At 64.7% G+C, this 13,844-nt stretch carries 10 protein-coding genes; all 10 read left to right on the top strand.

Going from position 1 to position 13,844, the window contains the following annotated elements; translation table 11 throughout:
• Nucleotides 1–3 precede the first annotated feature (3 nt).
• The 10 genes from tssH to M1B35_RS19795 all read left to right on the top strand — a co-directional run bounded on the left by tssH (nucleotide 4) and on the right by M1B35_RS19795 (nucleotide 13,664).
• Entirely contained in the window at nucleotides 4–2,652 is a 2,649-nt protein-coding gene (gene tssH, locus M1B35_RS19840; protein WP_268262847.1) for a type VI secretion system ATPase TssH, read from the top strand.
• A gap of 10 nt (nucleotides 2,653–2,662) precedes the next feature.
• Nucleotides 2,663–4,180: a sigma-54 interaction domain-containing protein gene (locus tag M1B35_RS19835; RefSeq protein WP_268262846.1), complete on the top strand. Its 1,518-nt coding sequence runs from the start codon at nucleotides 2,663–2,665 to the stop codon at nucleotides 4,178–4,180.
• A gap of 95 nt (nucleotides 4,181–4,275) precedes the next feature.
• Nucleotides 4,276–4,416 carry a type VI secretion protein gene (locus M1B35_RS19830; RefSeq protein ID WP_268262845.1) on the top strand — a complete coding sequence of 47 codons (141 nt, stop codon included), beginning with the start codon at nucleotides 4,276–4,278 and terminating at the stop codon, nucleotides 4,414–4,416.
• Between the two features lie 17 nt (nucleotides 4,417–4,433).
• The gene (tagH, locus tag M1B35_RS19825; RefSeq protein ID WP_268262844.1) at nucleotides 4,434–5,627 is read left to right on the top strand and encodes a type VI secretion system-associated FHA domain protein TagH; all 1,194 of its coding nucleotides are present in this window, start codon (nucleotides 4,434–4,436) and stop codon (nucleotides 5,625–5,627) included.
• A gap of 5 nt (nucleotides 5,628–5,632) precedes the next feature.
• Complete coding sequence (gene tssJ, locus M1B35_RS19820) at nucleotides 5,633–6,139, top strand: type VI secretion system lipoprotein TssJ (protein ID WP_123337529.1); 507 nt, start codon at nucleotides 5,633–5,635, stop codon at nucleotides 6,137–6,139.
• Complete coding sequence (gene tssK, locus M1B35_RS19815; protein WP_123337049.1) at nucleotides 6,136–7,467, top strand: type VI secretion system baseplate subunit TssK; 1,332 nt, start codon at nucleotides 6,136–6,138, stop codon at nucleotides 7,465–7,467. Before tssJ ends, tssK begins: the two co-directional genes overlap by 4 nt.
• Nucleotides 7,468–7,472: 5 nt before the next feature.
• Complete coding sequence (gene icmH, locus M1B35_RS19810; RefSeq protein WP_123337047.1) at nucleotides 7,473–8,342, top strand: type IVB secretion system protein IcmH/DotU; 870 nt, start codon at nucleotides 7,473–7,475, stop codon at nucleotides 8,340–8,342.
• 14 nt (nucleotides 8,343–8,356) lie between these two features.
• Nucleotides 8,357–11,884: a type VI secretion system membrane subunit TssM gene (tssM, locus tag M1B35_RS19805; RefSeq protein ID WP_268262843.1), complete on the top strand. Its 3,528-nt coding sequence runs from the start codon at nucleotides 8,357–8,359 to the stop codon at nucleotides 11,882–11,884.
• Nucleotides 11,884–12,612 carry a PP2C family protein-serine/threonine phosphatase gene (locus M1B35_RS19800; RefSeq protein ID WP_268262842.1) on the top strand — a complete coding sequence of 243 codons (729 nt, stop codon included), beginning with the start codon at nucleotides 11,884–11,886 and terminating at the stop codon, nucleotides 12,610–12,612. The genes tssM and M1B35_RS19800 overlap by 1 nt, the downstream gene beginning before the upstream one ends.
• A complete protein-coding gene (locus tag M1B35_RS19795; RefSeq protein WP_268262841.1) occupies nucleotides 12,609–13,664 on the top strand; it encodes a serine/threonine-protein kinase in 1,056 nt (351 codons plus the stop codon). The genes M1B35_RS19800 and M1B35_RS19795 overlap by 4 nt, the downstream gene beginning before the upstream one ends.
• Nucleotides 13,665–13,844: the final 180 nt, after the last annotated feature.

Genomic DNA, 13,844 nt, shown 5'->3' with positions numbered 1-13,844 from the left:
CGGATGAACATGATCAACCTCGACTTGCAACAACTTATCCAGGCTCTGGACGCCGAGACCCGCCGCGACCTGGAGCGCTCCGCCGAGCGCTGCGTGGCCCGGGGCGGCAGCAAGATCCTCGTCGAAGACCTGTTGCTGGGGTTGCTGGAGCGGCCCCAGGGGTTGCTCGCCCGTGGCTTGCAGGACGCCGGCGTGGACCTCGGCGAGCTGAGCGCAGCGTTGCAGTCGCGGGTCGAGCACAGTGCCTCGCGCAACCCGGTGTTCGCTCCGGAATTGGTGCAGTGGCTGCAAGACGCCCTGCTGGTGGCCAACCTGGAACTGGGCCAGACCCAGGTCGAGCAGGCGGCGCTGATTCTTGCCCTGCTGCGCAACCCGATGCGCTACGCGGGCAGCCGTTATCAACCCTTGTTGGCCAAGTTGAACATCGAGCGCCTGAAAGATTTCGCCTTGGCGCAGAACGCCCCCGCCAACCCGGGCAACCCCGCGGTGGGCGGCGAGTCGTTGTTGCAACGCTTCACCCACAACCTCACCCAGCAGGCCCGTGACGGCCAGCTCGACCCGGTGCTGTGCCGCGATGAGGCGATCCGCCAGATGGTCGACATCCTTGCTCGGCGACGCAAGAACAACCCCATCGTGGTGGGTGAGGCCGGTGTCGGTAAAACCGCCATCGTCGAAGGCCTGGCCTCGAGGATTGCAGCCGGTGAAGTGCCCCAGGTGTTGCAAGGGGTTGAACTGCTGGCCCTGGACATGGGCCTGTTGCAAGCCGGCGCCAGCGTCAAAGGTGAGTTTGAGCGGCGCCTCAAAGGGGTGATCGACGAGGTCAAGGCTTCGCCCAAGCCGATCATTGTGTTTATCGACGAGGCCCACACCCTGATTGGTGCGGGTGGCAATGCCGGCGGTTCCGATGCGGCAAACCTGCTCAAGCCGGCCCTGGCCCGCGGCGAACTGCGCACCATTGCTGCCACTACCTGGGCGGAATACAAAAAATACTTCGAGAAAGACCCGGCCCTGGCCCGGCGTTTCCAGCCGGTGCAACTGCACGAGCCAACGGTCAATGAAGCCGTGACCATCCTGCGTGGGCTGGCCGGGGTGTACGAGAAGAGTCACGGCATCTACCTGCGCGACGACGCGGTGGTGGCAGCGGCCGAGTTGTCGGCCCGTTACCTGGCCGGGCGACAACTGCCGGACAAGGCGGTGGACGTGCTCGACACCGCGTGTGCCCGGGTGCGTATCAGCCTGGCGGCCGCGCCTGAAAGCCTGGAGCGCCTGCGCGCCGAACTGGCCGAAGGGGGGCGACAACGCCAAGCCTTGCGCCGGGACGCCGAGGCCGGCCTGAACATCGACCAGGAGGCCTTGGCGCTGCTGGAAGCGCGGCTGCTCGAGGCAGAAACGCAGCAACAGGCCCTGCAAGCGCGTTGGAACGAGCAGCGTGAATTGGCCGAGCGCCTGCTGCACTTGCGTCAGCAACTGGCCAAGGCCCGAGAGGCTGAACCTGCGTCGTCGGATGAATCGCTTGAAGAGCACGAGGTTCAGCCGGGGCTGGTGGCTGCCGAGGACAGGCTCGACATCGCGGCCCTGGAAGCGGCGCTGCATGCCACCCAAAGCGCCCTCAACCTTGCCCAGGTGCATGAGCGCCTGGTGAGTTTCGAAGTGTGCCCGCGCCTGGTAGCCGAGGTCATCAGCGCCTGGACCGGCGTGCCCCTGGCCCAACTGGCTCGTGAGCACAACACCAAGGTGGTGAACTTCGCCGCAGACTTGCGCACGAGGATCCGTGGCCAAGAGCAGGCGGTGCAGGCCCTGGACCGCTCCATGCGTGCCAGCGCTGCCGGCCTGAACAAACCCGACGCGCCAGTGGGGGTGTTCCTGCTGGTGGGCCCCAGCGGCGTCGGCAAGACCGAAACCGCCCTGGCCCTGGCCGACCTGCTGTACGGCGGCGAGCGTTTTATCACCACCATCAACATGTCCGAGTTCCAGGAGAAACACACGGTTTCACGCCTGATCGGTGCGCCGCCGGGCTACGTCGGTTACGGCGAGGGCGGCATGCTCACCGAAGCCGTACGGCAGAAACCCTACTCGGTGGTGCTGCTGGACGAGGTGGAAAAAGCCGACCCGGACGTGCTCAACCTGTTCTATCAAATCTTCGATAAAGGCGTGGCCAACGACGGCGAAGGGCGCGAGATCGACTTCCGCAACACCCTGATCCTTATGACCTCGAACCTGGCCAGCGAGCAGATCAGTGCCCTGTGCGAACAGGCCGAGCGGCCAAGCGCCGAGACCCTGGAAGCGACCATTCGCCCGGCCCTGAGCAAGCATTTCAAGCCGGCGCTGCTGGCCCGCATGCGCGTGGTGCCTTACTACCCGGTGAGTGGCCCGGTGCTGCGCGAGCTGATCGACATCAAGCTGCAACGCCTGGGCGAGCGTCTGCAACGTCGGCAGTTGGGGTTCAGCTACTGCCAGAACCTGGTGAGCCATTTGGCCGAGCGCTGTACCCAGAGCGAAAGCGGCGCGCGGTTGATCGACCACTTGCTGGAGTCGCACCTGGTGCCGCTGGTGGCCGACCGGCTGCTGGAGGCCATGGCCCGTGGCGAGTCCCTCAAGCAGGTACACGCCACGCTGGATCACAGCGCCGGCGTGACGTGCGAGTTCGCCTGAGGTGGGTGTGATGTTCACATGTGTCCCGCAACCCTTGATCTACGCCGAGGCCCTGCTGGCGCAATTTTCCGGCTTGTCCCGGGCGGCGGAAGGGGCCGCGTTGCTGGGGGAGTTCGTCCAGGGCGTGGCCGAGCTCAGCGGCTGTGAACTCAGCCAGTTGTTCTTGCTGGATGCAACCCATACCCGCCTGGGGCTGAGTGCCGAATGCCTGGGTGGGCTGCTGCAACCACGGGAAGCGGCCAGCCTGCCGGCGGACTACAACGGTGAACAACTGCTGCAATTCGCCCTGTGCCAGAACCGGGTACTGAGCCTGCAGGGCTTGAGCACCAGCCTGCATGAGACCAGTTTCCTGCCGGCCCAGGGTGCGCCCTGGCAGTCGCTGCTTTGTGTGCCCCTGGTCAACTCGCGCAAGGCGGTGGAGGGCCTGCTGCTCTGCGCCAGTCGGGAGCAGGTGGACCTGCAAGGCTTTGCCGATTCCCTGGGGCAATTGGGTTCCTTTGTGCTGGCGCAACTGGAGCTGCTCCAGCGTTTGCGGCGGCCTTCCGGGGAGGTGACGCCAATGGGCGACACCGTGGTCAATGCCAGCGGCTACGGCCTGATCGGTAGCAGCCAGGCCATGCGCCAGACCTACCAGTTGATCAGCAAGGTGCTGCACAGCCCCTACACCGTGCTGCTGCGGGGGGAGACCGGCACCGGCAAGGAAGTGGTGGCGCGAGCCATCCATGACTACGGCCCGCGGCGCTCCCAGGCATTTATTGTGCAGAACTGCGCAGCGTTCCCGGAGAGCCTGCTGGAGAGCGAGCTGTTCGGCTACCGCAAGGGCGCCTTTACCGGCGCCGACCGCGATCGCCCGGGGCTGTTCGATGCGGCCAATGGCGGGACCTTGCTGCTGGATGAAATCGGCGACATGCCACTGTCCCTGCAAGCCAAGCTGTTGCGCGTGCTGCAGGAGGGTGAGATCCGCCCCTTGGGGTCCAACGACACCCACAAGATCGACGTGCGCATCATCGCGGCCACCCACCGCGACCTGGCGGTGCTGGTCAGTGAAGGCAAATTCCGCGAGGACCTGTATTACCGCCTGGCGCAATTTCCCATCGAGTTGCCGGCCCTGCGCCAGCGCGAGGGCGACATCCTCGACCTGGCCCGGCACTTCGCCGACAAGGCCTGCAGCTTTCTGCGACGTGACCCGTTGAACTGGTCAGACGCGGCCCTGCAGCACCTTGGCGGCTACAGCTTCCCGGGCAATGTGCGCGAGCTCAAGGGCCTGGTGGAGCGGGCGGTGCTGCTGTGTGAAGGCAGCCAACTGCTGGCCGAGCACTTTTCGTTGAGCATCGAGACGCTGCCCCAGGACAGCGGCCTGAACCTGCGCGAGCGGCTGGAGAAAGTCGAGCGCCACCTGTTGCTCGACTGCCTGCGCAAGAACGCCGGCAACCAGACCCTGGCCGCCCGCGAACTGGGCCTGCCCCGACGCACCCTGCTGTACCGCCTGGGTCGCTTGAACATCAATCTCGGCGACTTCGAGGGATAAGCGGCCATGACGGGTTCACGCTCACTTTTCTTTTCTTTACACGGTGCCTGCCGGGCGCCGCGTTCCGTGCATCGTCCACCCATGGAGACTTCCTGATGTCCCTTCGTCACTGGTCAGCCGTGCTGCTGGCCCTGGTTGTCCTGAGCGGCCTTGGCGGCTGCGGCGGCAACTACAAATTCAACGACAACACCTATCGCCCCCTGGGTGATCCGCAAGCGGTCAATCGCGGCAAGTGACCGCAAGGAGCATCACCATGGAATTGGTATTCGAAATGCTCAACACCAAGCAGTTCGTGCCCACGGAGTTGAGCAGCAAGACCTTCAAACAGGCCGGCGGGGTAATCGGCCGTGGCGAGGATTGCGATTGGAGCATTCCCGATCAGAAGCGCCACCTGTCCAATCACCACGCCCTGGTCAGCTACCGCGATGGTGGCTTTTTCCTGACCGATACCAGCAGCAATGGCATCCAGGACGGTGACAGCGGCGCGCGTATGCGCAAGGGCGAGCCGCGCCGCATCGAGCACGGCAGTGTCTACCAGTTGGGGGACTTCCAGATTCGCGCGCGCCTGCGCCAGCCGGTGGAAAGCTTCGAGGCCGAGGTCGGCCTGCCCCAGGCGGCCGGCAGCATCATCCCCGATGACGCCTTCCTTGAACTTGACCCCCTCAACGCCCTGGACCGGGACGACACGCAGCTGTCACCGATCGACGAACTCAGCGCCCTGAATGTGCGGCACCAGGAGCCGGTGCAACTGGCGGACTACGCGCGCATCGACGTGGAAACCCTGCTGGTGCCGGAACTGGTGGCCCCGCCAAAGGCCGCTGCGGTGGTCGAGGCGGCGCCGGTGGAGCAGCAGAGCGAGCTGTTCTGGGGCCAGTTCGGCGCCGCACTCGGGGTGGACTTGCGGGGCATGGACCACGCCGCTCGTGAAGCGCTGGCGCTCCAGGCGGCCAGCCTGCTCAAGCAGAGCATCGGTGGTTTGCAGCAAAGCCTGCGTACCCGCAGCGAACTGAAAAACGAGCTGCGCCTGGCCCAGAGCAGTGTCCAGGGCGTCAGCGGCAACCCGCTGAAATTCGCCCTGGAAGCCGGCGAGGCCCTGGGCCTGCTGTTGCGCGGCAGCAAGCCTGGGCAGTTGTCCGCCGAGCAGGCGGTGGCCCGTGCCTTCCGTGATGTACAGGCGCATCAAGTGGCGTTGCTGACGGCCAGCCGCGCCGCCCTGCGCGGCACCCTGGAGCACTTTGCGCCGCAGCAACTGACCCTGCGTTTCGAGCGCGACCGCAAGCCGTTGCTGGCCACCGCCGGCAGCCGCTGGAAAGCCTACAACCGCTACCACCAGGCCCTGTGTCAGGACGACGAGTGGAGCGAGCGTCTGTTGGCCCGTGACTTCGCCCAGGCCTATGCGGAGCAGGTGCGCCTGATTTCCACCCTTCACACTGATTTTCAAGGATGACCTTCATGTCCCGCCGCTCGACCCTGCTGTTCAAGGCGCTGTCAGCGCTGATTGTCCTGGTGCTGCTGCCTGGCTGCGTTGCCATGTCGCCGTACTCGACCATGACCAAGCTCAACCTGCGCCTGACCGGTGGTGAGCAGCTCAACCTGGACCTCAACGGTCGGCCCTCGCCGATCGTGGTGCGGCTGGTTGAGCTCAAGCACCCGGTGGCCTTTGAAAATGCCGATTTCTTCAGCCTCTACGAGCGCGCCAAAGAGTCCCTGTCCCCGGACCTGGTGGTCAGTGAAGAGCTGGAATTGCGCCCTGGCGAGACCCTCGACCTCAAGCTCAGCATCGCTGACGGCAGCCGCTTCGTCGGCGTACTCGCGGCGTACCGCGACCTGGAACAGACCCAATGGCGTTACGTGCTGCAGATCACCCCGGTGGAGCAGAACAACGTCGACCTGACCCTGGACCAGACCGGCATCCGCAACACCCACGCAACCCTGGCCAAGGCGGATGACCCTTCATGAACGTGCACAAAATCATCTGGCAGGAAGGCATGCTCCTGCGCCCGCAGCACTTCCAGCACAACGACCGCTACTACGACTACCAGATGAAGACCCGCACCCAGTTGCTGGGTAGCTACAACTGGGGGTTCCTGGGCCTGGAGATCGACCAGCAGTTCCTCAACATGGGCAAGCTGGTGATCAGCCAGGCGTCCGGCGTACTGCCCGATGGCAGCCTGTTCGAACTGGGCGGCAACATCGAGCCGCTGGCCCTGGACATCCCGCCGAACACCGGCAACACCCCGATCTACCTGGCCTTGCCCTTGGTCACCGGCAACCACATCGAGTCGCGTCGCCCGGAGCAGTCCGACGTGCTGGCCCGCTACACGGTGTATGAAACGGAGATCAGCGACTCCAACGCCGGTGACGACTCCAGCAGCCAGCTCAGTTGTGGCCGCCCGGACTTCCGCCTGCTGTTGGGTGAGCAACAGAGTGACCAGGCCTATGTGAAGCTCAAACTGTGTGAGGTCCTCGACACCACGCCGGACGGGGTCATCAGCCTGGACGGCGACTTTGTGCCGACCTTCATCCACACCCATGGCTCCGGCTACCTGCTGTCGTGCCTCAAGGAAGTGATCAGCATGCTCGGCCACCGAGGCGACACCATTGCCGAGCGCATTCGCTCCAACGGCAAGGTCGGTGGCGCCGAGGTCGGGGACTTCATGATGCTGCAACTGATCAACCGCACCGAGCTGTTGCTGCGTCATTACCTGGGCCTGGACCAGGTTCACCCCGAAGAGCTGTACCGCATCCTGCTGACCATGCTCGGCGATCTGGCGACCTTCGCCAGCGATAGCAAACGCCCGCGCCTGGACAGCCGTTACCAGCACAGCGACCAGGGCGCGAGCTTTCGCAAACTGATGGACGCGATTCGCCAGGTGCTGTCCATGGTGCTGGAGCAACACGCTATGGAACTGGCCCTGCAGACTCGCCAGTACGGGATCCTGGTGGCGCCGCTGCACGATCACAAACTGCTCGAGTCAGCGTCGTTCGTGCTGGCGGCCAGCGCCAACTGCGACTCCGAGGAACTGCGCCAGCGCCTGCCGGCGCACCTGAAAGTCGGCCCGGTGGAGCGCATCCGCCAACTGGTCAACCTGCACTTGCCGGGGATCAAGGTCAAACCGCTGCCGGTGGCTCCGCGGCAGATTCCGTTCCACTCCAACAAGACCTATTTCATCCTCGAATTCAATGCCGAGGACCAGGAACAACTGGAGCGTTCCGGCGGTTTCGCCTTCCACGTGTCCGGCGAATTCTCCGAGCTTGAACTGAAATTCTGGGCCATAAGGAACTGACCCCAATGATCAAGGACATGGAACACCAGCAGGATGACAAGACCGTCCTTCTCGATCGCCAGGGGCACGGCCCGGCACAGAGCCCGCTGACGGATTTCGCCGCGCCACCGCGCTTCGAACAGTTGGAAGAACGGATGATCTACGCCGCCCGCCTGGGGCCGGCCGAAGCCATCAATATCAGCCTCAACGCCCTGGTGGCGGCCGCTTCCGAGCTGTTGTCGGAGGTGGTGCGGCTCAAGCACAGCGAGACCCGCGAAGACCTCTACGCGTTGAACGAGCGGCTGACCGCCGGGTTGAAAATGTTCGAGGCACGGGCGCTGCACAACGGTGCCGAAAGCAGCCAGGTGATGACCGCGCGCTACGTGCTCTGCTCGGTGCTGGATGAAGCCCTGGTGACCACGCCTTGGGGCAATGAAAGCGAGTGGTCGCAGATGAGCCTGCTGAGCAGCTTCCACAACGAGACCTTCGGTGGCGAGAAGTTCTTCCAGCTGTTGGATCGGCTGTCGAAGAACCCGGTCAAGCACCTGCCGATGCTGGAACTGATGTACCTGTGCCTGTCCCTGGGGTTCGAGGGCAAGTACCGGGTCATGGCCCGCGGCATGCTCGAACTGGAAGGCATCCGTGACGCGCTGTACCGGCAGGTGCGGCAGTTGCGTGGCGATGCGCCGCGCGAGCTGTCACCGAACTGGGAAGGCCTCAGCCACAAGCGCAATGGCCTGGTGCGCATCGTGCCTTGGTGGATGGTGGCGCTGTTCGCCCTGGTCTGCCTGGTGATGATGTATTCGGGGTTCGCCTGGGTACTGGGCGAGCAGCGTGAAACCGTGTTGCAACCTTATCAGCCGCTTGATGCAGGCGTGGTCCGGCCGCAGTCGTAATACAGGGATGTGTGATGAAAAAGTTCTTCAAGAAAGCCGCGGACTTCCTGTGCAAGCCCTGGGTCTGGACCCTGTTGCTGGTACTCGTGGTGGCGCTGCTGGTGTGGTTCGTCGGGCCGTTGCTGGCGGTCGATGACAACAAGTTCTGGGAAAGCGCGGTGGCGCGCTTGCTGACCATCAGCGTGCTGTTCCTGATCTGGGGCCTGAGCATGGTGTTTGTCAGCTGGCGCTCCGGGGTGCGCAAGAAAGCCGTGGAAGAGAGCGACGATGGCCAGGAGCGCCTGCGTCGCGAAGAGCAGATCGACGAGGAACACAAGGAACTGCGCAGCCGCTTCAATGACGCCCTGCGCACCCTCAAGGCGTCGAGCCTGTACCGCGGACGCAGCGAGCGCTGGCGCAACGACTTGCCCTGGTACCTGGTGATCGGTCCCCAGGGCAGCGGCAAGACCAGCCTGCTGGATTTCTCGGGCCTGGAATTTCCCCTGAACAAGATCGAGCGCAAGCTGACCCGCGACACCAGCGGCACCCGGCATTGCGACTGGTATTTCGCCGACCACGCGGTGCTCATCGACACCGCCGGCCGCTACCTGACCCAGCCCAACACCGAGGTGGACGGCAGTGCCTGGAACACCTTGCTCGGCCTGCTGCGCAAGCGCCGTCGCGGGCGTCCGCTGAATGGCGTGCTGGTGAGCATTCCCCTGGACCTGCTCAAGGGTGGTAACGAACAGGAACTCGACACCCTGGCCCGTCAGGTGCGTGCGCGCTTGCAGGATATTCACCAGAAACTGCACGTCGATGTGCCGGTGTACCTGGTGCTGAGCAAGGCCGACCAATTGCTGGGCTTTGACGAGTTCTTCGACCAACTGACCCGGGAAGAAACCGACCAGGTCCTGGGCAGCAGTTTCCGCAAGGACCAGAGCGGCACCGATGTGGCCGTGCTGCGCCAGGAGTTCGAAGGCCTGCTGCGGCGCCTGAACAGCCAGGTGATCATGCGCATGCACCAGGAGCGTGACACGCAGCGCCGGGGTCGGATCCTCGATTTTCCGCATCAGTTGGGGCGGATCGGCGAGCAGCTGTGCCTGTTTGTCGACATGGCTTTCACCGGCAACCGCTACCAGCGTGCCAGCCAACTGCGCGGCTTCTACCTGACCAGCGCGCCGTACCTGACTGAACGGCTCGATCAGGACACCGCGGGCATCGGCGCGAGCCTGGGGCTGTCGGCTGGGATCTTGCCGACCCTGCGCAGCGGTCGGGCGCGTTTCATTCATCACTTGCTCAGCCGGGTGATTTTCCCTGAGGCGGATCTGGCCGGCCTGGACAAGCGCGAACGCAGCCGTATCCATTGGGGCCAGCGGGCGCTGTATGTCGGGGCGCTGGCGGTCCTGGGGCTGTTTGGCCTGCTCTGGACCGGCGGTTTTTCCGCCAACTACGAACGCCTGGAAAACCTCCGTACCCTGGCCCAGACCTGGTCCCAGCAACGGGCCGCCCTGAGCCCACGAGACGACTCGATGGCCTTGCTCAAGGTCCTCGACAGTGGCTTTGCCGCCACCCGGGTATTCCCTCCCAAGGGCGATGTGGGCTGGCATGAGCGCTTCGGCCTGTATCAGGGCGAGGCTAGCAACCCGGTGCTGTTGAACGCCTACGAACGTGAGCTGGACACCCAGTTGTTGCCGCGCATCGGGCAGATGCTCGAAGGGCAGATCCGCGCCAACCTGCGGGACCGTGAGCGCCTGCTCAACAGCTTGCGCGCCTACCTGATGCTGAACATGCAGGACCGGCGTGATGCCGCCTGGCTCAAGGATTGGGTGGCCAGTGACTGGTCACGGCGCTACGCCGGCAATACCGTCGTGCAAAATGGCCTGAACAGCCACCTGGATCGTTTGCTGGCGCTGCCGTTCAGCTACCCACTCAACGATGCGCTGGTGACTCAGGCGCGCCAGGTATTGCGCAGCGAATCGTTGGCCAACGTGGTGTATCGGGTACTGCGGGAGCAGGCGCGGAGCCTGCCGGACTATCGCCTGAGCCAGCATTTGGGGCCCCAGGGCGGGTTGTTTGTCGGTGCGGATTACGTGATCCCGGGCTTTTACACCCAACAGGGTTACCAGCAGTATTTCTCGGTCCAGGGCTCGGCGCTGGTCACCGAATTGCTGCGTGACAACTGGGTGCTGGGGGAGGGCAATGGCATCAGTGACATGGACCTGCGGCGCTTGATGGTGGAGCTGGAGCAGCTGTATTTCCGTGACTACGCCAACTACTGGAGCGAGGCCGTCGGCCAGGTGGGCTTGCAGCCGTTCAACGACGCCGGTGAGGGGGCCGACCAGATCGCCGGCCTGACCTCGGCCAACTCGCCGATTCTCCAGCTGCTGGTGGAAGTGCGCGAGAACACACGCTTCCAGGCGATTGCCGAGAGCACGGAAGAACTGGGCGCCGTTGTGGATAAAGTCGCCGAGAAGGGCGGGGCGCTGGGCAAAGTGGCGGCCGTGGCGGCGGGCAAGGCTCAAGAGGCCCTGGCCAAGAGCCTGCCGGACACGGCGAAGAAATCCCTGCAGCGGCGCTTCGAACCCTTGCATCGCCTGCTGGATGATAACAACGGGCCGGCGGCGGACCTGACCCCGGTGTTGCTGGCGCTCAACGACCTGCAACTGCAACTGGCCAGCCTGGCCCGAGCCGGTCAGCCGGAGCAAATGGCCTTTGAAATGGCCAAGTCGCGCATGGGCGGCCAGCGTGATGCCCTGAGCAACTTGCGCAATGCCTCGCAGCGCCTGCCACGTCCGGTGGGTGTGTGGTTCAACCTGTTGGCCGAGGACACCTGGCGCCTGGTGCTGGACGATTCGTACCGCTACCTCAACCAGCGTTACCAGAGCGAGCTGTACAGCATTTACGACAAGACCATCAGCAAGCGCTACCCGTTCACCGCCCACAGCACCAGCGACGTCGCCATCAGCGACTTCCGCGAGTTCTTCAAGGCCCAGGGCATTGCCGAGCGTTTCTTTGACACCTACATGCGACCCTTTGTCAGCGGCGACCCGGGCAGTTACCGGCTGCGCAGCGTCGACGGCCACAGCCTGCCGATGTCGAAGATCTACCTGGAGCAGATCGCGGCGATGCAGCAGATCCGCCAGAGCTTCTTCGCCGAGAACCCGGCTGAGCCGCAACTGCAATTCCGGCTTGAGCCCTACACCCTCGATTCGTCGGTGAGCCGGGCCGAGTTCCGCTTCGGCAACCAGCAACTGGATTACCGCCACGGCCCGATCGTGCCGATGAACTTCAAATGGCCAACGGATGCCGAGGACGGTCGCGCCAGCCTGGTGCTGGACAAGATGGCCGGGCGGCCGATCGGGATCGAGAAAAACACCGGGCCCTGGTCGCTATTCCGACTGTTCGACCTGATGCAGACCGAGTACCTGACCGGGCGTGACGTGCTGGTGCTCAAGGCCGACCTGGGCGGGCTGCGGGCCAACTACTTGTTGACCAGCCAGCGTGCGCCGAACCCGTTCGACATGGGCGTGTTGCGCACCTTCCGCATGCCGGTGCAGCTTTGATGGCGAGCACCCACCCCTGGCGCAGCGCAGCGCGCACCGACCCGGGCAAGGTCCGGGCGCGCAACGAGGACGCCTTTCTCGACTGTCCACAGCAAGGGCTGTGGGCAGTGGCGGACGGCATGGGCGGGCACCATGCCGGTGATCTGGCCAGCCAGTTGATCGTCGCCAGCCTTGCCGAGTTGCCGCCCCAGGCCAGTTTCGATGAACGGCTCAAGGGCTTGCGCCAATGCCTGCACTGGCTTAACCGGCGCCTGGGCCAGGAGCTGACGGTCACCGCTGAACGGCGCGACAGCATCATGGGCAGCACCGTGGTGGCGCTGCTGCTGGAAGGCAATCGCGGGGCCTGTATCTGGGCCGGCGACAGTCGCTGTTATCTATGGCGCGGGCAGCGTTTGTACCAGCTGTCCAAGGACCATTCGCTGCAGCAGCAACTGATGGATGAGCAGCAGATGAGTGCCGAGCAGGCCAGTGCCCACCCGGCCGCCAACGCCCTGACCCGGGCAGTCGGGGCCTGTGAGCAATTGACCCTGGATGTGCTGGAGCTGGAGGTGTACCCCGGGGACGTTTTCCTGCTGTGCAGCGACGGCCTGTACCAGGGCCTGAGCAGCGATGCCCTGGGCCGCGCCCTGAGCCTGGGGCATGCCCAGGTGGCCCTGGAGCGCTTGTTCGACGGGGCCTTGAGCGGCGCCGCGCGGGATAACCTGACGGCGGTGGTGATACGCCAATGAGTGAACTCAATGCTGGGTTGGAGGGCATTCTGCTGAGCGAGGAAGAGGCCAACAACCTGACCTATTTCGCCTTTGCCAAAGCCCACGCCGCACCGCGCCCGGCCCCACCGACCAAAGGCAGGGGCCGACAACGTGCCAAGGGCCGGGCCAAGCCCAAGCCACTGGTGGCCGCTGGCGGCTTGCCCGAAGTATTGGGTGGGCGTTATCGCCTGGAACGCCTGCTGGGCGCCGGTGGCATGGGCGTGGTTTATCGCGCGCGGGACCTGTTGCACGAGCAGTTCGGCGACCCGTCTCCCTACGTGGCGCTCAAGGTGCTCGGCGAGGAGTTTTGCCAATCGCCGGACGCCAGCGCCTTGCTCTACAGCGAGTTCGCCCTGACCCGGCGTTTGAACCACCCCAACATCGTGCGCTTGCACAGCTTCGAGGTGGACACCCAGTGCCAGCGTGCCTTTATCACCATGGAGCTGATGCACGGGCCGACCTTGGACAAATGGCTGTGTGAGCACCCTCTGGGATTGCCCTGGAAGCAACTGCGGGAAGTGTTGCTGCCGCTGCTCGATGCCCTGGCCTACAGCCATGGGCGCGGGGTGCTGCACGGCGACCTCAAGCCGAGCAACGTCATGCTTGGCGAAGACGGTGTGCGGCTGTTCGATTTCGGCCTGAGCCAGGCCGAGGAGGGCGTGCTCGCCGGCCTGCCGCACCTGAGCCGGGGGCGCTTCAACGCCTGGACCCCCAGTTATGCCGCCCCTGAGTTGCTGGAACAGGCGCCGCTGTCGGCCGCTGCGGACCTCTATGCCCTGGCGTGTGTGATCTACGAACTGGCCTGCGGCAAGCACCCGTTTCGGCGCCTGCCATCGACCCAGGCCCGGGACGAACGCCTGGACCGTCAGTTGCGGGCTCCCGAGCATTTGCCGGCTCACCTCTGGCCGGCGTTGCGCACGGCCCTGGCGTTCGATGCCGCAGACCGTCGCATCAGCGCCAGCGAGTTGCGCGAGGCCCTGGCCGAGTCGCCGTCGTGGTTGCGACGTTGCTGGCCTGGCCGGCGGGGTTGAGGCAGGGCGGCGGGTACAGAAAAGAACAGAACACTGCGCTGGCCCCCTTGGCCGAGGGTTTGGCCAAGTGCGCAAGAAGTTGCGCAGTGGGTTGTGGATAAGTGTGTGGATAAGGTTCTGGAGGCTAGGTGCTTCGGTGGTTGTGGGGGAGTGCGCAAGAAGTTGCGCAGTACTGCGCAA

The organism is Pseudomonas morbosilactucae, assembly GCF_023241665.1.
In the GTDB taxonomy this organism is placed as follows: domain Bacteria; phylum Pseudomonadota; class Gammaproteobacteria; order Pseudomonadales; family Pseudomonadaceae; genus Aquipseudomonas; species Aquipseudomonas morbosilactucae.
The sequence above is the reverse complement of the archived record's forward strand: the minus strand, read 5'-3'. Positions and strand labels throughout refer to the sequence as shown.

Excerpts from the sequence above, each read along its gene's own strand:
- tssH (WP_268262847.1), top strand. The coding sequence starts at position 4 with ATGAACATGATCAACCTCGACTTGCAACAACTTATCCAGGCTCTGGAC.
- M1B35_RS19835 (WP_268262846.1), top strand. The coding sequence starts at position 2,663 with ATGTTCACATGTGTCCCGCAACCCTTGATCTACGCCGAGGCCCTGCTG.
- M1B35_RS19830 (WP_268262845.1), top strand. The coding sequence starts at position 4,276 with ATGTCCCTTCGTCACTGGTCAGCCGTGCTGCTGGCCCTGGTTGTCCTG.
- tagH (WP_268262844.1), top strand. The coding sequence starts at position 4,434 with ATGGAATTGGTATTCGAAATGCTCAACACCAAGCAGTTCGTGCCCACG.
- tssJ (WP_123337529.1), top strand. The coding sequence starts at position 5,633 with ATGTCCCGCCGCTCGACCCTGCTGTTCAAGGCGCTGTCAGCGCTGATT.
- tssK (WP_123337049.1), top strand. The coding sequence starts at position 6,136 with ATGAACGTGCACAAAATCATCTGGCAGGAAGGCATGCTCCTGCGCCCG.
- icmH (WP_123337047.1), top strand. The coding sequence starts at position 7,473 with ATGATCAAGGACATGGAACACCAGCAGGATGACAAGACCGTCCTTCTC.
- tssM (WP_268262843.1), top strand. The coding sequence starts at position 8,357 with ATGAAAAAGTTCTTCAAGAAAGCCGCGGACTTCCTGTGCAAGCCCTGG.
- M1B35_RS19800 (WP_268262842.1), top strand. The coding sequence starts at position 11,884 with ATGGCGAGCACCCACCCCTGGCGCAGCGCAGCGCGCACCGACCCGGGC.
- M1B35_RS19795 (WP_268262841.1), top strand. The coding sequence starts at position 12,609 with ATGAGTGAACTCAATGCTGGGTTGGAGGGCATTCTGCTGAGCGAGGAA.